This is a genomic window from Streptomyces sp. ADI95-17 (genome assembly GCF_003846175.1).
GTDB lineage: Bacteria > Actinomycetota > Actinomycetes > Streptomycetales > Streptomycetaceae > Streptomyces > Streptomyces sanglieri.
Window position 1 is genome coordinate 1,408,722 of the sequence record NZ_ML123044.1, and the last position, 21,405, is coordinate 1,430,126.

The 21,405-nt window shown below is 71.5% G+C and carries 18 protein-coding genes; 10 read left to right on the forward strand and 8 right to left on the reverse strand.

What is annotated here, in order from left to right:
* Positions 1 to 7: 7 nt before the first annotated feature.
* The 3 genes from mqnC to EES42_RS06305 all read right to left on the reverse strand — a co-directional run bounded on the left by mqnC (position 8) and on the right by EES42_RS06305 (position 4,424).
* On the reverse strand, positions 8 to 1,207 hold the full coding sequence (mqnC, locus tag EES42_RS06295) for a cyclic dehypoxanthinyl futalosine synthase (protein WP_124717040.1): 1,200 nt from the start codon (positions 1,205 to 1,207) through the stop codon (positions 8 to 10).
* Between the two features lie 72 nt (positions 1,208 to 1,279).
* Positions 1,280 to 3,109, reverse strand: coding sequence for a serine/threonine-protein kinase (locus EES42_RS06300; protein ID WP_124717041.1), 1,830 nt, complete (start codon positions 3,107 to 3,109; stop codon positions 1,280 to 1,282).
* A 436-nt stretch (positions 3,110 to 3,545) separates the two neighbouring features.
* A complete protein-coding gene (locus EES42_RS06305) occupies positions 3,546 to 4,424 on the reverse strand; it encodes a menaquinone biosynthetic enzyme MqnA/MqnD family protein (RefSeq protein WP_124717042.1) in 879 nt (292 codons plus the stop codon).
* A gap of 362 nt (positions 4,425 to 4,786) precedes the next feature.
* Between EES42_RS06305 and EES42_RS06310 the strand changes: the two genes are divergently transcribed.
* Both EES42_RS06310 and EES42_RS06315 read left to right on the forward strand, forming a co-directional pair.
* Complete coding sequence (locus EES42_RS06310) at positions 4,787 to 4,990, forward strand: cold-shock protein (protein ID WP_003967102.1); 204 nt, start codon at positions 4,787 to 4,789, stop codon at positions 4,988 to 4,990.
* A gap of 211 nt (positions 4,991 to 5,201) precedes the next feature.
* Positions 5,202 to 6,029, forward strand: coding sequence for a MerR family transcriptional regulator (locus EES42_RS06315; protein WP_124717043.1), 828 nt, complete (start codon positions 5,202 to 5,204; stop codon positions 6,027 to 6,029).
* 160 nt (positions 6,030 to 6,189) lie between these two features.
* Here the strand turns inward: EES42_RS06315 and EES42_RS06320 are convergent, their stop codons facing one another.
* Complete coding sequence (locus EES42_RS06320) at positions 6,190 to 7,416, reverse strand: amidohydrolase family protein (protein ID WP_124717044.1); 1,227 nt, start codon at positions 7,414 to 7,416, stop codon at positions 6,190 to 6,192.
* Positions 7,417 to 7,677: 261 nt separating this feature from the next.
* Between EES42_RS06320 and EES42_RS06325 the strand changes: the two genes are divergently transcribed.
* The 4 genes from EES42_RS06325 (at position 7,678) to EES42_RS06340 (ending at position 12,042) form a co-directional block, all read left to right on the forward strand.
* Positions 7,678 to 10,644 carry an AfsR/SARP family transcriptional regulator gene (locus EES42_RS06325; RefSeq protein ID WP_124717045.1) on the forward strand — a complete coding sequence of 989 codons (2,967 nt, stop codon included), beginning with the start codon at positions 7,678 to 7,680 and terminating at the stop codon, positions 10,642 to 10,644.
* 210 nt (positions 10,645 to 10,854) lie between these two features.
* Positions 10,855 to 11,043 carry a hypothetical protein gene (locus tag EES42_RS06330; protein WP_124717046.1) on the forward strand — a complete coding sequence of 63 codons (189 nt, stop codon included), beginning with the start codon at positions 10,855 to 10,857 and terminating at the stop codon, positions 11,041 to 11,043.
* 325 nt (positions 11,044 to 11,368) lie between these two features.
* The gene (locus tag EES42_RS06335) at positions 11,369 to 11,647 is read left to right on the forward strand and encodes a hypothetical protein (protein WP_124717047.1); all 279 of its coding nucleotides are present in this window, start codon (positions 11,369 to 11,371) and stop codon (positions 11,645 to 11,647) included.
* The gene (locus tag EES42_RS06340) at positions 11,644 to 12,042 is read left to right on the forward strand and encodes a PIN domain-containing protein (protein WP_124717048.1); all 399 of its coding nucleotides are present in this window, start codon (positions 11,644 to 11,646) and stop codon (positions 12,040 to 12,042) included. The genes EES42_RS06335 and EES42_RS06340 overlap by 4 nt, the downstream gene beginning before the upstream one ends.
* Before the next feature lie 4 nt (positions 12,043 to 12,046).
* Here EES42_RS06340 and EES42_RS06345 read toward each other — a convergent pair whose 3' ends face one another.
* Positions 12,047 to 13,621 (reverse strand): FadD3 family acyl-CoA ligase, encoded by a 1,575-nt coding sequence (locus EES42_RS06345; protein ID WP_124717438.1) that lies wholly within the window; start codon positions 13,619 to 13,621, stop codon positions 12,047 to 12,049.
* 70 nt (positions 13,622 to 13,691) lie between these two features.
* Between EES42_RS06345 and EES42_RS06350 the strand changes: the two genes are divergently transcribed.
* The 3 genes from EES42_RS06350 to EES42_RS06360 are packed head-to-tail and all read left to right on the forward strand — an operon-like array spanning position 13,692 to position 16,096.
* Positions 13,692 to 14,861: a lipid-transfer protein gene (locus EES42_RS06350; RefSeq protein WP_241196251.1), complete on the forward strand. Its 1,170-nt coding sequence runs from the start codon at positions 13,692 to 13,694 to the stop codon at positions 14,859 to 14,861.
* Between the two features lie 14 nt (positions 14,862 to 14,875).
* Positions 14,876 to 15,316 carry a Zn-ribbon domain-containing OB-fold protein gene (locus EES42_RS06355; protein WP_206433379.1) on the forward strand — a complete coding sequence of 147 codons (441 nt, stop codon included), beginning with the start codon at positions 14,876 to 14,878 and terminating at the stop codon, positions 15,314 to 15,316.
* Positions 15,317 to 15,322: 6 nt separating this feature from the next.
* Positions 15,323 to 16,096, forward strand: coding sequence for an enoyl-CoA hydratase/isomerase family protein (locus tag EES42_RS06360; protein WP_124717050.1), 774 nt, complete (start codon positions 15,323 to 15,325; stop codon positions 16,094 to 16,096).
* A gap of 16 nt (positions 16,097 to 16,112) precedes the next feature.
* On the opposite strand, the gene EES42_RS06365 is transcribed toward EES42_RS06360, so the two are convergent.
* Positions 16,113 to 16,661 (reverse strand): hypothetical protein, encoded by a 549-nt coding sequence (locus tag EES42_RS06365; protein ID WP_124717051.1) that lies wholly within the window; start codon positions 16,659 to 16,661, stop codon positions 16,113 to 16,115.
* A gap of 159 nt (positions 16,662 to 16,820) precedes the next feature.
* Between EES42_RS06365 and EES42_RS06370 the strand changes: the two genes are divergently transcribed.
* Entirely contained in the window at positions 16,821 to 17,492 is a 672-nt protein-coding gene (locus EES42_RS06370; RefSeq protein ID WP_124717440.1) for a hypothetical protein, read from the forward strand.
* A gap of 195 nt (positions 17,493 to 17,687) precedes the next feature.
* Here the strand turns inward: EES42_RS06370 and EES42_RS06375 are convergent, their stop codons facing one another.
* Both EES42_RS06375 and EES42_RS06380 read right to left on the reverse strand, forming a co-directional pair.
* On the reverse strand, positions 17,688 to 20,069 hold the full coding sequence (locus EES42_RS06375; protein WP_206433380.1) for an outer membrane protein assembly factor BamB family protein: 2,382 nt from the start codon (positions 20,067 to 20,069) through the stop codon (positions 17,688 to 17,690).
* A gap of 161 nt (positions 20,070 to 20,230) precedes the next feature.
* Positions 20,231 to 21,055, reverse strand: a complete 825-nt coding sequence (locus EES42_RS06380) for a VOC family protein (RefSeq protein ID WP_124717052.1) — start codon at positions 21,053 to 21,055, stop codon at positions 20,231 to 20,233.
* Positions 21,056 to 21,405: the final 350 nt, after the last annotated feature.

The following is a 21,405-nucleotide window of genomic DNA, read 5'->3' on the forward strand; positions in this document are numbered from 1 at the left end:
GGCGGCCTCAGTTGGCGCTGAGGAGCTTCAGCTCCGGGTGGGCCGTGCCGCCGTCGATCGCCGTGGACGAGATGTGCGAGACCACGCGCTCGTCGACCGGGTCGTTCGCCGGGTCGTCGTGGACGACGAGGTGCTCGTAGGTGGTGGCGCGCTGGGCCGGCACCCGGTCCGCCTTGCGGATCAGGTCGATGATCTCCAGGCGGTTGGAGCGGTGCTTGGCACCGGCCGAGGAGACGACGTTCTCCTCCAGCATGATCGAGCCGAGGTCGTCGGCGCCGTAGTGCAGCGACAGCTGGCCGACCTCCTTGCCGGTGGTCAGCCAGGAGCCCTGGATGTGGGCGACGTTGTCCAGGAAGATCCGGGCGATGGCGATCATCCGCAGGTACTCGAAGAGCGTGGCCTGCGTCTGGCCCTTCAGCTTGTTGTTCTCCGGCTGGTACGTGTACGGGATGAACGCGCGGAAGCCGCCCGTCCGGTCCTGTACGTCGCGGATCATCCGCAGGTGCTCGATGCGCTCGGCGTTGGTCTCGCCGGTGCCCATCAGCATGGTGGAGGTGGACTCGACACCGAGGCGGTGCGCCGCCTCCATGATCTCCAGCCAGCGCTCGCCGGACTCCTTGAGCGGGGCGATCGCCTTGCGTGGCCGGGCCGGCAGCAGCTCGGCGCCGGCTCCCGCGAAGGAGTCGAGACCGGCGGTGTGGATGCGCTGGATGGCCTCCTCGACGGAGACCTTGGAGATCCGGGCCATGTGCTCGATCTCGGAGGCGCCCAGCGAGTGGATGACCAGCTGCGGGAACGCCTTCTTGATCGCGGAGAAGTGCTCCTCGTAGTACTCGACGCCGTAGTCCGGGTGGTGCCCGCCCTGGAACATGATCTGCGTGCCGCCGAGTTCGACGGTCTCCGCGCAGCGGCGCAGGATGTCGTCGAGGTCGCGCGTCCAGCCCTTGGCGGTGTCCTTCGGCGCGGCGTAGAAGGCGCAGAACTTGCAGGCCGTGACACAGACGTTCGTGTAGTTGATGTTGCGCTCGATGATGTACGTCGCGATGTGCTCCGTACCGGCGTAACGGCGTCGGCGGACGGCGTCCGCGGCCGCACCCAGTGCGTGCAGCGGCGCCGAACGGTAGAGGTCGAGCGCCTCCTCCGGAGAGATCCGACCGCCCTCGGCGGCTCGGTCGAGGATGGGCTGAAGGTCGGCCTTCTCGGTCACCGGGCTGTCACCTTTCGGCGGTTTTTCAACGGATCTACGGACCGGTTCAGCGTACGCCAGCCCCTCTCGGGGTCAGCCGCCGGACCTGGTGAGCGTGGCGTACGGCAGGCCCGCGCCCCGCTCCTCGGACCGGAAACGCAGGGTGCCGTCGGAGGCCAGGGTGAAGTGGACGTCGGTGGTGGTGGAGGTGCACAGGGCCGGGGTGCTGGGACGGTCCGGGTCGACGCGTTCGTGGAGGGTGAGCTCCTCGGCGGTGCCGGAGGTGAGGCTGGCGACGCTGTTGCAGCTGACGGTGACTCCGAGGTTGCTGATCTCGGTGTTCATCCGGACCACGTCCGTCCCCTTCTTCCCCGCGGTGAAGACGGCGGTGAGGGTGCCGTGCGGCGCCCCGGTGGTCTTCTCGGTGGCCGGGCCCTTCCAGGTGCCGATGAACTCCTTCGGCAGCTCGGCGATCTGCTCCGGGGTCGCGGTCCCCGGGTCCGCGGGCTGCGACGGCCGGCCGGACCCGGTGGCGGCGGGCGGGGTGCTGCCGACGTTGCCGTGCTCGGCGCTGCTCCCGCCGCCGCCCGGCATCAGGTCGAAGATGAACGCACTGCCCACGGTCACCGCGGCGAGCGCGCCCGCCACCGCGAGGGCGACGGTGCAGCTGAGCCGTCGGCCGCGGTTCGCGTCCGGCCGGGCCGGGCCGGAGTCCGCGCTGACGGTGACGGAGAAATGCGGGTCGGACGCGCGTTGCCCGGGCAGCCCGGAGGGCCCGGTCCGCGGCGGCGGTCCGAACGCCCCCGACGTCCTGGCCGACTGGGCCGCGCCGGCGGTCGCGGGCCACGAGGGCAGTACGCCCGGGTGGGACAGCCGGGTCGGGTCGTGCGTGGGGAAGGGCTCGGCCGGTGATCCGAACCCGCCGCCCAGTCCCCCGGACCCGCTCGGACCGCTGCCCCCACCGGCCCCGTCGGCACCCCACTCCGCCCCGCTGAACGGCACCGGCCCCGACTGCGCCGGCGCGTCCTGCGGCTCCAGGTCCAGGAGCGCGACCGCGGCCCGGCTTACCTCGCGCACCAGCGGTCCGGGCAGCCAGCCGGCCGCCACCAGCGCGGCGGCCCCGCCCGGCGCCAGCCGCCGGGCCAGCTCCATGGGCGTGGGCCGGTCCTCGGGCTCCTTCGCCAGGCACCCGGCGACCAGCTCCCGCAGATCCCCCTCCAACTCCCCCAGCTCGGGCTCCTCGTGTACCACCTTGTAGAGGAGTACGGCGGAGGAGTCGCCGAGGAAGGGCGCGGTACCGGTCGCCGCGTACGCGAGCACCGCGCCGAGCGAGAAGACATCGGCCGCGCCCGAGATGTCGACGCCCCGGATCTGCTCCGGCGCCATGTAACCGGGCGAGCCGACCGAGACCCCGGTGGAGGTGAGCGAGGCGGTGGCGCCGATGGCGTGGGCGATGCCGAAGTCGATCAGCCGGGGGCCGTCCAGGGCCAGCAGTACGTTGGACGGCTTCACATCACGGTGGATGAGGCCCTGTCCGTGCACCGCGGCCAGCGCCTCGCCGAGTCCGGCGCCCAGCGTCCGTACCGCGTTCTCGGGCAGCGGGCCGTGCTCGGCGACGGCGGCGGAGAGCGCGGGGCCGGCCACGTAACCGGTGGCGACCCACGGAATGGGTGCGTCGGGGTCGGCGTCCAGCACCGGGGCCGTCCACTGCGCGCCGATCCGCCGGGCCGCGTCCACCTCGCGCCGGAAGCGCGCGCGGAACTGCTCGTCCAGCGCGAAATGGGGGTGCACGACCTTGACCGCGACGGTGCGTCCGCCCGCGCTGCGCCCCAGATAGACCCGGCCCATGCCGCCCGCACCGAGCCTGCCGAGCAATCGGTAGGCACCGATGGTCAGCGGTTCGCCGGCTTCCAGCGGCTGCATATGGACACTCCCCCTGTGGACCGGCCTGACCTCCGACCGAAGCCTAGGGGGCGAAGGTCATCGAGTCACAGAGGAAACCATCCGCCTATTTCGCCCCTATGGGAACGAACAACGGCTTTCGACACAACAAAAGGCGTGAATGCGTCGTTCACCCGAGCGATTCCGGGGCCGGCCGGGACGCCCGGCGGACCCCCGTCCGGGAATCGGCTATTCGACGCGTATTAACCCGAATCGAGGCCGTACCGGCAGAAACGCATAGCGAGAGGCGGCGGGAGATGCGGCGGGAGAACGCGCGGGACGGGAAGGGATAAGCGATCCCGAAAGGTACGGGATTCACCTATATCCCGGTCCATTCCCGCGTCAGGCGCACGCCCGGCTCTCTTACCCCCGAACCCGCGCCCCGCACTCCACTCCCGGCCCCCGCTCCCGGCGGGCCTCAGCCGCCGAGCAGTTCGACCTTCACGTCGGCCGGGAAGCCGGTCGTCGGACCGATCCGGCGCGCGAACTCCCGCACGCCCGCCAGCTGGTCCGGTCCGAAGCGGAAGTCCAGGGTCGTGAAGTACCGCTCCAGCACCTCCGAGTCGAAGGCCTCCCAGCGCGCCGCCTGCTCCGCGACCTTGGTGACCTCCTCCAGGGAGAGGTCCCGCGAGGCCAGGAACGCCTCGTGCACCTTGCCCACCCGCTCGGGCTCGGCCGCCAGGTAGTCCTTGCGGGCCGCCCAGACCGCGAAGACGAACGGCAGCCCGGTCCATTCCTTCCACATCTGCCCCAGGTCGTGGACCTGGAGGCCGAGCCGGGGCGCGTCGTGCAGGTTGGCGCGCAGCGCGGCGTCGCCGATCAGCACGGCGGCGTCCGCCTCCTGCATCATCAGGCCGAGGTCCGGCGGGCAGGTGTAGTAGTCCGGGCTGACCCCGTACCGCTCGGCGAGCAGCAGTTGGGCCAGCCGGACGGAGGTGCGCGAGGTCGAGCCGAGGGCCACCCGGGCCCGGTCGAGCTGGTCCAGCGGCACCTGCGACACGATCACGCACGACATGACGGGCCCGTCGCAGCCCACCGCGATGTCGGGGAAGGCGACCAGGTCGTCGGCGTTGCGCAGATACTCGACCAGGGTGATGGGGCCGATGTCCAGATCGCCCTTGACCAGCTGTTCGCTGAGCTTCTCCGGGCTGTCCTTCGAGAGCTCCAGGTCGAGCAGGGTTCCGGTGCGCGCCAGTCCCCAGTACAGGGGAAGGCAGTTCAGGAACTGGATGTGGCCGACGCGCGGCCGGCTGCGACGGTCGTCGCCTGCGACGGTTGAGACGGTTGAGTTGTCCACATCGCGAGGCTAGACCCGTGGCGCGATCCTGACGGCACCGGGGGCGCGGGGCTCACCCGATCTCACTTCCGGGGCGCCCCGGAAGGCTCCTCGGGCCCCCGCCGTACGCCTGGAAGTCGCCCCCACGACACCCTCCCGTACGCCCACTTCGTCAGCTCATCAGCGCGGCAATCAAACATCCGAGTGAAGTGATCTTTCCCTCTACCCTTCGATACACGCTGCGTGCTAGGCTCGACGCAAGTTGCAGTTTGGTTTCCCTTGCAGTACAGAGCCTGCGGAGCATGTAACCCGCAGGCTTTTGTAGTTTTCAGACTTCTTTGCAGGTTCTGGAGCAGGGCAACCCTTTGGCCCAAGGAGGGCTTATGGCTACCGGAACCGTCAAGTGGTTCAACGCTGAAAAGGGCTTCGGCTTCATCGCCCAGGACGGCGGCGGCCCGGATGTCTTCGTCCACTACTCCGCGATCAACGCGTCCGGGTTCCGCTCCCTTGAGGAGAACCAGGTCGTGAACTTCGACGTCACTCAGGGACCCAAGGGTCCGCAGGCTGAGAACGTCACCCCGGCCTAGTTGCCCGGGTCGGCCGATCGCGGCCGGCTAGTAGTACCCAAGGAGCCCCGCTCCTCCGCTTCGGCGGGGAACGGGGCTCCTGCCTTTTCCGCCGCCTTTCCCCTTTTCCGTTCCTCCTCCTCTCCCCCGCTCCTCTTTTCTTCCGCTGCGGGCCCGCAGGGCGGCGGCGCTTGACCTTGACACCGTGTGAGGCGGTGGGCTCGGAGACATCATGTTCACCATCGGAGACTTCGCCCGGTACGGGCGGGTGTCGGCCCGGATGCTGCGTCACTACGACGCCATCGGGCTGCTGCGCCCGGACCGTACCGACCCCGCCACCGGCTACCGCTTCTACGGCGCCGCCCAGCTCGCCCGTCTCAACCGCGTCATCGCCCTCAAGGATCTCGGCTTCACGCTCCAGCAGGTGCGGGCCATCCTCGACGAGCAGGTGGGGCCGGAGGAGTTGCGCGGGATGCTGCGGCTGCGCCGGGCGGAGCTGGAGGAGGCCATGAGGGCGGCGGCCGCGAGGCTGACGCAGGTCGAGGCGAGGCTCCGGTCGATCGAGAGCGAGGGAAGCATGTCCGTGGACGATGTCGTCGTCAAGAATGTTGCCGCGGTACGGGTCGCCGAGCTGACCGGCACCGCGGTCGGTTACGAGCCGGAGGACATCACTCCGGTGATCGGGCCGCTGTACGACCGGCTGTTCCCGCTGCTGGGCGAGGCGGGCGTCGCTCCGAGCGGTCCCGGGATCGCGCACTACGAGGACGCCCCGGAGGGCGGCGGCGCGGTCGTCGTCCACGCGGGGGTCACGGTGTCCGCCCCGGTGGGCCCGCTGGGCGACACCGGGATCACGGTGGTCGAACTGCCCCCGTTCGAGGCGGCGACCGTCGTCCACCGGGGTTCGATGGACGGCGTGCTGCCGACGTCCCAGACCCTGGCCCGCTGGATCGACGCCAACGGCTACCGGTCCGCGGGGTACGCCCGGGAGATCAGCCTGGAGTGCCCCGAGGACCGGGACCAGTGGGTGACGGAGCTCCAGGAGCCCGTCGTCCGGGTCTGACACCGCCGGAACCGGCACCCGGGCCCGACACCGTCAGAACCGGTCGTCCGGGCCCGGCGCCACCGGGCCCGCTGCCGCCGCATGGATCCGGTGGCTCCGGTAGCTCCGGTGGCTCCGGGCCGGAAGGGCGTCTGCCGCGTCGCCTTCCGGCCCGGGTGGGTCACGCTCCGGGCCCCGCCCACAGCCCGTCGTCCGTCAGCCCCAGCAGATCGATCGCGTTGCGGCGCACGATCCGGTCCACCACATCGGCGTCCAGATGCCCCATCTGCGCCTCGCCGACCTCGCGCGACTTGGGCCAGGTGGAGTCGGAGTGCGGGTAGTCCGTCTCGTACAGGACGTTCCCGACGCCGATCGAGTCCAGGTTCTTCAGCCCGAAGGCATCGTCGAAGAAGCAGCCGAAGACGTGCTCGGAGAACAGCTCCGACGGCGGGCGGTGGACCTTGTCGGCGACGCCGCCCCAGGCCCGGTTCTCCTCCCAGACCACGTCGGCGCGTTCCAGGATGTACGGGATCCAGCCGATCTGTCCCTCCGCGTACATGATCCTGAGGTTCGGGAACCGTTCGAACTTGCCGCTCATCAGCCAGTCGACCATCGAGAAGCAGCAGTTGGCGAAGGTGATGGTGGAGCCGACGGCGGGCGGGGCGTCCGCCGAGGTGGACGGCATCTTCGAGGACGAGCCGATGTGCATGGCGATCACCGTCCCGGTCTCGTCACAGGCCCGCAGGAACGGATCCCACTCGTCCGTGTGAATCGAGGGCAGTCCGAGGTGCGGGGGTATCTCGGAGAACGCCACCGCGCGCACCCCCCGCGCCGCGTTGCGCCTGACCTCGGCCGCGGCCAGCTCCGCGTCCCAGAGCGGGATCAGGGTGAGCGGTATGAGCCGGCCGTGCGCCTCGGGCCCGCACCACTCCTCGACCATCCAGTCGTTGTACGCGCGCACTCCGAGCAGCCCCAGCTCGCGGTCCTTCGCTTCGGTGAAGGTCTGGCCGCAGAAGCGCGGGAAGGTGGGGAAACAGAGCGCGGACTGGACGTGGTTGACGTCCATGTCGGCAAGCCGGTCGGGGACCGAGAACGAACCCGGACGCATCTGCTCGTAGGTGATGATCTCCAGCTTGATCTCGTCCCGGTCGTAGCCGACCGCGGTGTCGAGCCGGGTGAGCGGGCGGTGCAGGTCCTCGTACACCCACCAGTCGCCGATCGGCCCGTCGTCGCCCTTCGCACCCATCACGGGCGCGAACTTCCCGCCCATGAAGGTCATTTCCTTGAGCGGTGCGCGGACGATCCGCGGGCCGCTGTCGAGGTACTTGGACGGGAGCCGGTCCCGCCAGACATGAGCGGGCTCCACCGTGTGGTCGTCCACCGAGATGATCTTCGGGAAGGTCTCCATGTACAACACCGTAGCGCCGATCTGACGAACCGTCAGCTATCCGGACCGGACCCCGTGCGGTAATCGTTGTCGAGGGCTTGTGCAGAGAGTCACCCACTGCTGACGTGCCACCCAAGACAAGGCAGACTGTTGAGCGCGATACCAGCGGTACCGACCAATCCGGATCCCCCCGCCCCGGACGGCACATGGGCGGGCAATCCAGGCGGGCAGCATCAAGCACGATGGGCAGCACAGGCGGGGCGAGCAGGGCAGGGGGCGGCAATGGACCGTGACATCGGGCCACACGTGCGTGTTCCGGAGCAGCGCGCTCCACAACAGCGGTCGGCGGGCGGCGTCGATCTGCGTTTCTCCGTACTCGGTCCGGTACGGGCATGGCGGGACGGCGAAGCCCTGTCGTCCGGTTCGCCCCAGCAGCGCGCCCTGCTGGCGGCACTCCTGCTGCGTGGTGGCCGCACGGCCACCGCCTCGGAGCTCATCGACGCGATCTGGGGCGACGAACCGCCCTCCCAGGCGCTCGCCACGATACGTACGTACGCGTCCCGGCTGCGCAAGGTGCTCGACCCGCAGACGCTGGCCAGCGATGCCGGCGGGTACGCGATCCGGGCCGGCCACGACGCGTTGGACGTGACGGTGGCCCAGGAGCTGGCGGCCGACGCGGACAAGGCGCGGGCCTCCGGCGACCGCTGCCAGGCCCGGACCCTCCTCAACAAGGCGCTCGGGCTGTGGGACGGCGAGGCGCTGGCCTCGGTGCCCGGACCGTACGCCGAGAACCAGCGCACCCGCCTGGAGGAATGGCGCCTCCAGCTCACCGAGACCCGCCTGGACCTGGACCTGGAGGTCGGCTGCCACGCGGAGGCGGTCTCCGAGCTGACCGCGCTCACGGCCGCGCACCCGTTGCGGGAGCGGCTGCGCGAGCTCCTGATGGTCGCCCTGTACCGCAGCGGCCGCCAGGCCGAGGCGCTGGCCGTGTACGCCGACACCCGCCGGCTGCTCGCCGACGAACTGGGCGTGGACCCGCGCCCCGAGCTCGCCCAGCTCCAGCAGCGCATCCTGCGCGCCGACGAGGAACTCGCCCGCCCCGCGGACGAACCGGCCCCCGCCCCGGCCCCGGTGCGCCCCGCCCAGCTCCCGGCCACCGTCCCGGACTTCACCGGCCGCGCCTCCTTCGTACGCGAGCTGGGCGACCGGCTGGCGACCGCCGAGGGGTCGGTGATGGCCGTCTCGGCGCTGGCCGGGATCGGTGGCGTCGGCAAGACGACCCTCGCCGTGCACGTCGCCCACCAGGCACGCCAGCACTTCCCGGACGGCCAGCTGTACGTGGACCTCCAGGGCGCGGGGGCGCGGGCGGCGGAGCCGGAGACGGTCCTCGGCGCGTTCCTGCGCGCCCTGGGCACGGCGGACTCGGCGATCCCGGACTCCCTGGACGAGCGCGCCGCGCTGTACCGGTCCACGCTGGACGGCCGCCGCATCCTGGTCCTCCTCGACAACGCCCACGACGCGGCCCAGATCCGCCCCCTCCTGCCCGGCACCGCGGGCTGCGCGGCCGTGGTCACCAGCCGCGTCCGCATGGTCGACCTGGCCGGTGCCCATCTCGTCGACCTGGATGTGATGTCCCCCGAGGAGGCGCTCCAGCTCTTCACCCGCATCGTGGGCGAGGAGCGGATCAACTCCGAGCGGGAGGCCGCCCTCGACGTGGTCGCCGCCTGCGGTTTCCTCCCGCTGGCCATCCGCATCGCCGCCTCCCGCCTGGCCGCCCGCCGCACCTGGACGGTCTCCGTCCTGGCCGCCAAGCTCGCCGACGAACGCCGCCGCCTCGATGAGCTCCAGGCCGGCGACCTCGCGGTGAAGGCCACCTTCGAACTCGGCTACGGCCAGCTGGAGCCCGCCCAGGCCCGCGCCTTCCGCCTCCTCGGCCTGGCGGACGGCCCGGACATCTCCCTGGCCGCCGCGGCCGCCCTGCTGAACCTGGACGAACACGACGCGGAGGACCTCCTGGAGGCCCTGGTGGACACCAGCCTCGTGGAGTCGGCCGCCCCCGGCCGCTACCGCTACCACGACCTGGTGCGCCTCTACGCGCGTTCCTGCGCGGAGCGGGGCGAGGAGCCCCTGGAGGAACGGGAGTCGGCGCTGTCGCGACTGCTGGACTTCTACCTGGCGACGGCGGCGGGGGTGTACGCGCTGGAGCGGCCGGGTGACCGCCTGGTGGACCACCTGGAGCCCACGGGGCAGGCGGGGCTGTCGTTCACCGACCGGCACGACGCCCAGGACTGGCTCTACTCGGAAGCCGGCCCGTTGCTGGCATGCGTACGCCAGTCCTCCGCCCCGGAAGTTCTCCGCCGGGCGATCGACCTTCTGTGGGCCGCCCTGGATCTCGCCGAATCCGGCGCGAACTCCAAGCAGTACGAGGCCGCCGCCTCGTTCATGCTGGGTGCCGCGCGCACGTGCGGCGACCTCCGGGCCGAACGGCGTGCCCTGGTCACACTGAGCAACGCCCACCTGGGCGCCGGCCGGTTCACCCAGGCCGATCAGGAGGCGCTCCAGGTAGTGGAGTTGTCGCACGACGCGCGCGACCCGCTCGCCAACTGCTGGGCGCTCAACCACCTCGGGGTCATCGCCATCTACCAGAGCCGCCACGAGGACGGCGAGAAGTACCTGACTCGGGCGATCGAGGATTTCCGTACCGGCGAGAACCTCCCGGGAGAGGCTTCCGCGCTGTGCAACCTGTCCCGGATCCACCTGGCCATGGGCCGGACGGCGAGCGCTGTGGCACTGGCCCGCAAGGGTATCGAGATCTACGACGGCATGGGGCACTCGCTGCGGGGAGCCAATGCCCGGTACGCCCTCGGCATCGCGTTGACCCGCAGCGGGGAACTCACCGAGGCGACCGACAGCTTCCTGGAAGCCCTGAAGGTCTTCCGCGACAGCCGCCAGCGGCTCTGGGAGGGAATGACTCTGTTCCGCCTCGCAGAAGCGGATCTGGCGGGGGACAACGCGGCCCAGGCAGCCTCCAAGGCGGAAATGGCGCTGACCGTCCTGCGCGGCATCGGCGGGGAATGGCGTCGGGGAAACGTCCTCACCGTCCTCGGGCACGCCCTCGACGGGATAGGCCAGTCGGGACGGGCCGTGGTCTGCTGGCGCGAAGCCCTCGCGATCTACGACGACCTCGGTTCCGACGAGGCGGCAGGGATTCACGCCCTCCTGGCCCGGGTCTCTCCGGAGCGGGGATGACGCCGGGTCGGCCCGGTCGTTCATCGTTCGTTTATCGCCGGACGGCAAGCTCATCTCTGTCGATCCGTCGTGTCGGGGGGCAGACGGGGCGACGAGCGGCCAAGCCATTAGGGTGAGCGGCCTTGACAGGGGCCCGTCCGGCAGTCCACGGGGGAACAGCTGGGCGGGCCCCTCCGACGCAGCATGCCAGCCACAACGGAGATGACCATCATGGGCGATAAGAAGAAGACCGACCCGATCGTCAAGCCGCAGGACACCCACGCCACCGGCGCGGAGACCGGATCGGTGACGACCCAGGACACGCACGCCACCGGCGGCGACATCAAGCTCACGGACACCCATGCCACCGGCGGCACCAAGCCGCTGGACACCCACGCCACGAGCGAGCCGGCCAACTAAAGCTGCAGTCGACGGGGTACGGGGGGAGCGGCCGCGGCGGCGCGGAGGGGGAGCCGTCGCGGTCGCTGCATGTCTGCATGCGCGCGATCAGCGCATTCGAGCCGCGCCGACCGAGTCACATCCGCACGCGCAGAGAAGACCGAGCCGCCGTCCGGGCCTTCTCGCATTTCCCCGAATCAGCAACCGCGCCCCGCGCAGCCTCACCCACGCCACCCTTGCCCGAGGCGTGCCGCACGCCTCCCGGCAAGCTCCTGAGAGCCGCCCGCCCGGCCGCGCGTGGCCGAGATTCATTGCTCTATGGCATTTTCAATGCCATAGTAAACAAATGGACGAGAACTCCGATTTCCCACCCGGCGACGGCCCCAGCAGCGGCATCTCCGTCACGCTCACCGCCGGAACCCTGCGCGCCATCCGCGAGCGGGTCGGAAAACGGGGCGTCTCCGCGTACCTGGAGATGGCCGCGCAACGCCAGATCGAGCGCGACAACCTGGACGAGCTCCTCGCCGATTTCGAGACGGTGAACGGGCCGGCCGATCCTGACGCCGTGAGCGACAAACGCGCCAAGCTCACGGGCGGCACACCCCATGCCGGGGCAGCCGCGTGAGCAGTGCATTGATCCTCGACAGCGAGGGGCTCGCACAGGCGGTTCAACGAGGCCGTGAGGTCCAGGAATGGCTGACGGCGGCCCGCGACGCGGACCTTCCCGTCATCACCTCGGCCGCGGTGCTCGTCGAAGTGATCCATCCACGCGTCAACCACGCCGCGCTCCAGTGGACGCTGTCGCGCCTACGCGTCGAACCGGTCACCCAGGCCCTCGCGCACTCAGCCGCCTCCCTGCTCCGGGATGCCGGACTGCACGGCCACAAGTACGCGATCGACGCAATGCTCTGCGCGACCGCCCTGGCACACCCGGGCCGGGTAACGGTCCTGACTTCCGACGTAGAGGACATCAGGCTGCTCACCGCCGGCCACCCCCGGCTGGCGGCGGAGAAGGTCTGACCGGTCAGCAGCCCGCAGACTCCTGCCCCCGCCCCCGCAGCTCTCCCTTCACCACCTTGCCGCTCGCGTTGCGCGGCAGTTGTTCCATGAACTCCACCGCTCGCGGGACCTTGTAGTTGGCCATCTCGCGGCGAGACCAGGCGATCAGGTCGTCGGCGGTCGTCGTCGCGCCGGGGCGGCGTACCACGTAGGCCCTGCCGACCTCGCCGAGGCGGGGGTCGGGGACTCCGACGACCGCCACGTCGGCCACGTCCGGGTGCAGGCCGAGGAGTTGTTCTATCTCGGCCGGGTACGCGTTGAAGCCGCCGACTATGAACATGTCCTTGATCCGGTCGGTGATCCGGAGGTTGCCCGCTTCGTCGAGGACGCCCACGTCGCCGGTGTGGAGCCAGCCGTCGGGGGTGATCGCGGCGGCCGTGGTCTCCGGGTCCTCGAAGTAGCCCCGCATAACGTTGAAGCCGCGGACCAGGACCTCGCCGGGGGTGCCGGGGTCGGCCAGGACGCGGATCTCGGTGTCCGGGATCGCCCGGCCGGACGTCGAGGCGATCGTCTCCGCCGGGTCGCCGCGCCGGCACATCGTGACGATGCCGCTCGCCTCGGAGAGGCCGTACGCGGTGAGGACCGTGGCGATACCCAGCTCCGTGCGCAGGCGTTCCACCAGTTTCAGCGGGACCACCGCCGCGCCCGTCACCACCAGGCGGAGGGCGGAGAGGTCGTGGGTGGAGCGTGCGGGGTGGTCCAGGAGGGACTGGTGGAGGGTGGGCGGGCCGGGCAGCACCGAGATGCGTTCGGCGGCGATGTTGGCCAGGGCCGTGTCCACGTTGAAGACCGGCTGCGGGACCATCGTCGCGCCCCGCATCAGGCACGCGATGATGCCGGCCTTGTAGCCGAAGGTGTGGAAGAAGGGGTTCACGATCAGATAGCGGTCGCCCTCGCGCAGATCCGCCAGTTCGCTCCAGATCGCGTAGCAGCGCAGGGTCTGGGCGTGGGTGATGACCGCGCCCTTGGGCCGGCCGGTGGTGCCCGAGGTGTAGATGATGTCGGAGGGGGCCGAGGAGGCGATCGCGTCGGCCCGGCTACGCACCTCGGCCCCGGACACGCCCTCCCCCGCCGCCAGGAAGTCCTTCCAGGTGAGGTAGTCGTCGGGGGCGGCGTCGGCCAGCACCACCACCCGTTCCAGGTGCGGGAGCCGTACGTCCGCCCGGCGCAGGGACGCCACGTACGACGTGCCGAGGAAGGTGCCGGTGACGAAGAGGAGTTTCGCCCGGCTGCGTTGCAGGATGTACGCCGCTTCGGTGCCCTTGAAACGGGTGTTGAGGGGGACGAGGACCGCGCCGGCCGTCACCGCCCCCAGCGCGGAGACGATCCAGTCCAGGGTGTTCGGCGCCCAGACCGCGACCCGGTCCCCCGGTTCCACGCCCGAGGCCATGCAGGCGGCGGCGGCCCGCTCCACGCGGTCGCCGAGCTCGGCGTACGAGACCCGCGTGCGGCCCTCGACGACCGCCTCCCGGTCCCCGTACCGTCGCGCCGCCGCCCGGATCAGCCCCGGGATGGTGCCCCACTCCTCGTCACCGCGCATCATTGGCCCTCCTGACGCAGTAGCTGACTATCCGTCAGATTAGCTGTAGCCTCAGCCGCTGTCAGCAGTCATGACGGCCTGGGAGGTGGCGGTGACGGCACTCAAGGACGCGACGGCGATAGCCGGCATAGGACAGACGGCCTTCGCGAAACAACTGCCGGAGTCCGAGAAGACCTTGGCCTGCCGGGCCATTGTCGCGGCGCTCGACGACGCGGGCATCGCCGCGTCGGAGGTGGACGGATTCGCCTCGTACACGATGGAGGAGACCGACGAGGTGGAGGTCGCCAAGGCCATCGGGGCCGGCGACGTCACCTTCTTCAGCAAGGTGGGTTACGGGGGCGGCGGCTCCTGCGCGACGATCGCGCATCTCGCCGCCGCCGTGGCGACCGGGCAGGCGAGCGTAGGGGTCGCCTGGCGGTCCCGGAAGCGCGGGTCGGGGCCCCGGCCCTGGAAGAACACCGCCGTGCAACTGCCCACCCCAGCCCAGTGGACCCGCCCGTACGGGCTGCTGCGGCCGGCCGACGAGATCGGGATGCTGGCGCGGCGGTACATGCACGAGTACGGGGCGACCCGCGACCACCTCTTCAACGTCGCCCTGGCCTGCCGCAACCGCGCCAACCAGAACCCGGACGCGGTGATGTACGAACGGCCGCTGACCCGCGACATGTATATGACCTCGCGCTGGATCAGTGAACCGCTCTGCCTCTTCGACAACTGCCTGGAAACGGACGGGGCGCTGGCCTGCGTCATCGTCTCCGCCGAGCGGGCCCGCGACTGCCGGCGGAAGCCCGTGTACATCCACTCCGTCGCCCAGGGGCTGCCCGCCCAGCACCACGGGATGGTCAACTACTGGAACGACGACCCGCTCACCGGCCCGGCCTGGACGGCCGCCCGGCAGCTGTGGAAGCAGGCCGACTTCGGCCCGGAAGATGTCGATGTGGCGCAGATCTACGACGCGTTCACCCCGCTCATTCCGCTCTCGCTGGAGGGTTACGGCTTCTGCGGGCGCGGCGAGGGCGCCGCGTTCACCGAGGGCGGGGCGCTGGAGAGCGGCGGGCGGCTGCCCATCAACACCGGGGGCGGCGGGCTCAGCGAGGGGTATGTGCACGGCTTCAACCTGATCAACGAGGGCGTCAAGCAGTTGCGCGGCATCTCCACCGCCCAGGTCCCGGACGCCGGGACGTGCCTGGTCACCGCCGGTGAGGGCGTTCCCACATCCGCCGTACTGCTGAGGAGCTGAGGGAGTTGACCGGGATGGATGCTCTGCTGCTGCCCGTCGTGGACGAGGACGGCGCCCCCTTCTGGGAGTACGCGGCCCGCGGTGAACTCCGCGTCCAGGCGTGCGCCGCGCCGGAGTGCGGACGGCTCCGCTTCCCGCCCCGGCCGTGCTGCCCGCACTGCCAGTCCTTCGAGAGCGAGTGGCGGCCGATGAGCGGACGCGGCCGCATCTGGTCCTACGTACGGCCGCATCCGCCGCTGCTGCCCGAGTACGCCGCGCAGGCCCCGTACAACGCGGTGGTGGTCGAGCTGGCGGACGCCCCGCAGATCCGGCTGGTCGGGAACGTGGTGAGCGGTCCGGACGCCCCGCTGGACTCGGTCGATCCGGAGCGGCTGCGGATCGGTGCGCCGGTCCGGGCGGTGTTCTGCCCGGCCGGTCCCGGGGTGACCCTGGTGCGCTGGCTGCTGGAGAGGTGAGGGGCGATGGCGCTGCGCACGGAGACGGACAAGGAGACCGGGGTCGCGCTCGTCACCCTCGACCGGCCCGCGAAGCACAATGCGATCGACCTGGCCACGGCCGCCGAACTGACCGCCGCCTGGCGGGCGTTCCGCTTCGACGACGAGGTGCGGGCCGTGGTCCTCACCGGTGCGGGCGGCCGGGCCTTCTGCACCGGGATCGACCGGGGCGTGGACGTGCCGCAGCCCTCGTCCCCGTACACGATCGACGATCCGCTGATCGCGATCGGGCCGAAGGCGAACGACCTGTGGAAGCCGGTGATCGCGGCCGTGGAGGGGATGGCCTGCGGCGGGGCGTTCTATCTGCTGGGCGAGGCGGAGTTCGTGGTCGCGTCCGAGGAGGCGACGTTCTTCGACCCGCACACGACGTACGGCATGGTCAGCGCGTTCGAGGCGATCTCGATGGCGCAGCGGATGCCGTTCGGCGAGGTGGCCCGGATGGCGCTGATGGGGACGGCGGAGCGGGTCTCGGCCCGTCGTGCGTACGAGACCGGGCTGGTCAGCGAGTTGACGGCGCCCGGGGGCGCGGTGGCCGCGGCGCTGCGGGCGGCGGCGGTGATCGCCTCGTACCCGACCGGGGCGGTGCAGGGGACGGTGCGGGCGGTGTGGTCCGCGCGGGAGGCGGCCAGGTCGCAGGCCATGGCCCACGCCCCGCACCTCGTCGCGCTCGGCAATCTGCCGCCGGAGCGGCAGGCCGAACTGTTCCGGGGGCGGGGCGCGGGCGGGTTCCGGACGCGCTGACGGGCCGGCCGGTGGCTCAGTAGCTCAGCTCGGCGTCCACGCGGCAGTCCTTCACCTTGGAGACCTTGCGCGGGTTGTCCATCCGCACGGAGACGGTCTTGGTCTCGCCGCCCTCGGCGTCCACGGTCGCGTCACCGGTGTCGACGGTGTTGCCACGCGCGTCGAGGAAGGTCACGTCGACCTCGTAGGTGTGGGAGCCGGTGGCACCGGCGTCGGCGGTGAGCCTCACGGTGGAGGCGGTGACGGCCTTGCGCTTGCCCTTGCGGGGCTGGGCGCAGCGCACGGCGTACGCCTCGGGCTCGTCGGAGGCCGTGGCGGTCGGGGTCGGCGTCCCGTAGTCGGTGGAGCCGGAGGAACTGCTCGACGAGTCGTAGTCATCGTCGTCGTAGTCGCTGCTGTGGTAACCGTTGTTGCTCTTCTTGGAGTTGGAGCAGCCGCCGCCGCTGCTCGACCCGCTGCTCTTGCTCTTTCCGCTGCGGCCGCCGTGGCTGGAGGTCGAGAAACCGGTGAGCGCGAGCACCACCACGACCAGTACCGCGGAAAGCTTTATGTGCTGCCGCATCATCGATGCAGCCCCCCTTGTGTTGTTGTCCGTCTCTGCAGTTGTCGAACGACCGTGCGTCACGCTAGCGCAAGGTGGCGAGGGCCAGGGGCCGGGCGTAGCGTCGAGGCCGAGAGCGGTGCAGAGCTGTGACGCCGGTCCGTGGCACGCAGGAGGCCGATGATGATCCGCAACGTCCTCGGCTCGGTCCTCGCTCTCGCCGGAGCGGCGGCCGCCGTGCTGAGCCCCTTCCGTGACTGGTACGACGGTCGCCTCGGGCGTCACTACCGGGTGGACGAACTGTTCACCGGCATCACGGCCGGCCGGCCCGGACCGCTGGGGTCGATCCTGGTCGCGTTCCTCTTCGCCGCCGTGCTGGCGGTGGTCGGTGTGGTGCTGCGGTCACGGCTGCTGGTGGCGTCCGCGGGTGTGGTGGTGCTCGGGTTCACCGTGCTGTGGATGGTGCGCCAGGGGGAGTCGGTGGGCAGTCTGACGGTCGCGGGCGACGGTTCCGGGCTGGGGTGGGGCGTGGCCGGGGCGGCGGCGGGCGGGGTGCTGCTGCTGGCGGGCGCGGCGGTGATGTCCGGGCGGCGCGGTGCCGGGCACCGGTCCGTGCATGAGGGGCACGACCGGCCGTACGCGGCGCCCGGCTCGGAGAACCCGGACACCTGGCCGCCGACGCAGGAGCCGGGGCCGTCCGTGCAGACGAGCACCCTGCCGGAGCCGGAGCCGGAGCTGTACACGGGGCCGGATCCGGCGGAACGGCACCGCCCGGTCCCGGGCCCGGGTCGGGCCCCCGGCTCAGCCCCCGGCACGGGCTCCGCCCCGGATGCGGACGGGCGCCCGCAGGGCTGAGGCCCTCCACGCCCGGGGTTCCGTCCTCAAACGCCGGACGGGCCGGATTTTGCCGGACGGGCCGGATTCTGCTGATCCCGGACGGGCTGGATTTCGCCGCAGCCCGGCCCACGTCCCGGCCTGACCCCGGACGGGCCGGGTTTCGCCGGACGGCCCGGTTTTCGCCGGACGGCCCGGTTTTCGCCGCGTCCCGGCCTACGTCCTGGCGCGGCTGCCCGTTCCCGTTCCCTTCAGCGCGTCCAGCGCGTACACGCAGCGGTCCTTGCTGCACGCGTACACGACACCGCCCTGCGCCACCGGCGAACCCGTGATCTCGCCGCCGGTCGCCAGCTTCCAGCGGAGCTGGCCGCCCGCCGCGTCCAGGGTGTACAGGACGTGGTCGGCGGAGCCGAAGTGGACCCGGCCGTCGGCGACCACCGGGGCGCCCACCACCTCGCCGCCCGCCGCGAACCGCCACTTCGGGGTGCCGGTGACCGCGTCGAGCGTGTACAGCGCGCTGCCGCTGCCGACATGGACGTTCCCGGCCGTCACCAGCACCGGTTCGATCGACTGGCGGGCCTCCGTGGCGATGCGCCAGCGGTCCTTGCCGGTCGAGGCGTCGAGCGCGTACACGGTGCCGAGGTAGTCGGCGAGGTACACCCCGCCGCCGGTGACGGCGGGGCCGGGTGCGAACGCGGGCGGGGAGAGGAAGACCGCGGGCGACTCGAAGTGCCAGCGCACATGGCCGGACGCGTTGTCCACGGCGAGGACCCGGGCCCCCGCGCTGACGTAGACGAAGCCGTCCGGCGCCGCGGTCACCCGGACCGGCACCCCGCCGCAGGAGGCCGCGTCGCCGATGGGGTACGACCAGCGCTCGATGCCGGTACGGGCGTCGACGGCGCGCAACCGGGCGTCCTGCCAGAGGTAGACGGTGCCGTCGTGGACCACGGGCCCGGCCTCCGCCGTCTCGAAGTCGGTCTGTACGCCGCCGCTCTCCCAGAGCTTCTCACCGGTGGACGCCTCCCACGCCTGGACTCCGCCGCCCCGGGTGCCGGTGACGACGGTGCCGCGGTCGGCCTTGAGGGAGTAGACCCAGGCGTCCGTCTGGAGCCGCCACCGCTCGGCGCCGGTGGTCGCGTCCAGGGCGTACAGGGACGGCCCGTCGGAGGCGTGGATCCGGCCGCCCTCGACGGCCATCACCCAGGCCACGTCGCGGGTCTTGAACTGGCGCCGCCCGTTGCCGACGTCCAGGGCGTGCACCTCGAACGACGTGACGTAGAGGAGGTCCCCGGCGACGACGGGCGTGCCCCAGACGTCGTTGGACATCCGGAACCGCCAGGGCCGCCAGCGGTCCGGGCCGGGCGGCGGCTCGGGCGGCTGCGCGGGGCCGGGTACCGGCGCGGTCGGGGCGGAACCGTTCACTCCGGCGGGCGGGCGCACCCAGCCGGTCGCGGGGCCCGTCTCCCCGGTGGCCGTGGAGGTGGCCCGGACGTCCTGGGCCCGCGGACCGGGGCCGATCGGCACCTTCGCGCCGGGCAGCCGCACCGGACCGCCCGCGTCGGGGACGGATACCGGCTCGGGGGCCTGGGGGCGCGGATCGGGGGCCGGGGGGCGCGGGTCGGTGTTGCGGCGCCAGCCGGGGTCGATGCCCGGCGGCGGGCCGGCGGGCGGACCGGCGGGCGGACCGGGGGGTGTGGGCCTCCGGCCGCCGCGGCGCTGCTCGATCATCGCGGTGGCGGAGCCCGGCAGCCAGGCGGAGGCCGTACCGCTGTCGTCGCCGCCGGAGGCGAAGAGGTGCGGGGCGAGCTGGGCCTGGAGGTCGGCGGGGGTGGGCCGCAGAGCGGCGTCCATCTGCATGCAGGACTCGATCAGCGGCCGCAGCTCGCCGGGCAGGCCCTCCAGGTCGGGGCCCTCGCGCAGCAGCATGAAGACCGTCTCGACCGGGTTGGCGCCGTGGAACGGCGCGTGGCCGGTGGCGGCGAAGACCAGCGTGGAGCCGAGCGAGAAGACATCGCTGGCGCCGGTGACGCTACGGGAGTCCCTGGCCTGTTCGGGCGACATGTAGGCGGGCGTGCCCACGGCGACGTTCGTCATGGTCAGCCGGGTGTTGGAGACCCCGGACGCGATCCCGAAGTCGATCACCCGGGGGCCGTCCTCGACGACGAGCACGTTCGACGGCTTCATGTCGCGGTGGACCAGCCCCGCGCCGTGGATCGACTGGAGCGCCTCGGCGATGCCGGCGGCCAGCCAGCGCACCGCCTGGACGGGCATGGGCCCGCACTCGCTCACTATCTCCTCCAGCGAGGGGGCCGGCACATAGGCGGTGGCCAGCCACGGCACGGCGGCACGCGGGTCGGCGTCCACCACCGCCGCGGTGTAGAAGCCGCTGACCGCGCGGGCGGCCTCCACCTCACGCGTGAACCGGACCCGGAACAGCTGGTCCTCGGCGAGCTCCGTACGGACCGTCTTGATCGCCACGCGCCGGCCCGAAGCCGAGCGGGCGAGATAGACCAGCCCCATGCCGCCGGCACCGAGCCGTCCCAGCACCTCGAACGGGCCGATCCGCCTCGGGTCGTGCTGCGTCAGCTGCTCCACCACTTGCCCTGCCACCTCCCCGTACGAGCCTCAGGAACAGAAGCCCGCGAAAACCCGCCCTGTACGGCGTCTCACCACTGGGCACCACCCGGCGGTGCGCACCCCCGATTCTTCCTGGCTGAGGCCCTGGTTGCGAACCCGGGGGCGGATCGGGGTGTCACAGCTCACTCTGCCCCGTTCTCGGACACAGGGGGCTGAAGTACGGCGAACACGGCGCCCTGATCGTCCTGGAGGACGGCCATCCGCCCGTACGGAATGTCGAAGGGCGGCGCGGAGATCCGGCCGCCGAGGCGTACGGCGTTCCCGGCGGTCCAGTTGCAGTCCTCGACCGCGAAGTAGCTGAGGAAGTAGCTGGGCAGCTCCGCCGGGAACGCGTCGCTGATGACGCTGCGGCCGCCGACCGCGGTGTCCGGACCGGGCTCGGTGCCCGCCGGGGACCACATGCGGAAGCCGACGGGAGGGGAGCCGTCGGGGCCCGTGCGGGCGGCATCGGGACCGGAGGCTTCGAGGTCGGTACCCTGGAAGCCGAAGACCTTCTCGTAGAAGGGGTCCACCCGGTCCTTCCGCCGGGTGTGGACCTCGGTCCAGCAGAAGGAGCCGGGTTCGTTCTGCTTCTGGAAGCCCTCGCGGTCACCGGCCTGCCAGAGCCCGAAGACCGCTCCGCCGGGGTCGGCCGCCTGGGCGAGCACTCCGGCCCGGCCGGCCCGGACCGGCTCGGTGATCACCTGGCCGCCCGCCTCCCTGATCCGGGCCACGGACGCGGCGATGTCGTCGGTGGCGAAGTAGATCCCCCAGGCGGTGGGCATCCGGCCGTCCTGCTTGGCGGCGAGCGCGGCGACGAGTTTCCCGTCGCTGAAGGCGTCCGCGTACGGCCCCTCGCCGGCCCGGAAGGTCCAGCCGAACAGCTCGCCGTAGAAGCGCTTGCCCGCTTCCAGGTCGGGCAGCTGCACATCCACCCAGCACGGCGCGGATCGCGCGAATGCGGCCATGGGCCCTGGTCCTTCCCTTTGCGGCGGTCGTACGGTGCACGCGGCGCTCGACCGTCCGCGGCCCTCGGAGTCCGTGGCGGCAGAGGTTCGTGGCGGCGCAGGTTCGTGGCGGCGCAGGTTCGTGGCGGTCGAAGTTCGTGGCAGTGACACTCGTCACAGCAAACGTAACCGCGGGTCGCCCACACCGCGCCCCGACCCCTCCGCATCGAACTCATTTTCGAAAGAAGAGTTCCATGCTCACGGCATCACGGAAAGTTATCCACGGAAGTTATCCACAGGCTGTTGATAACACTTATCGCCCTGTGGTGCGCATACGTCGAAATCCGGCCACTCCCCCCACCGCGTCTGCG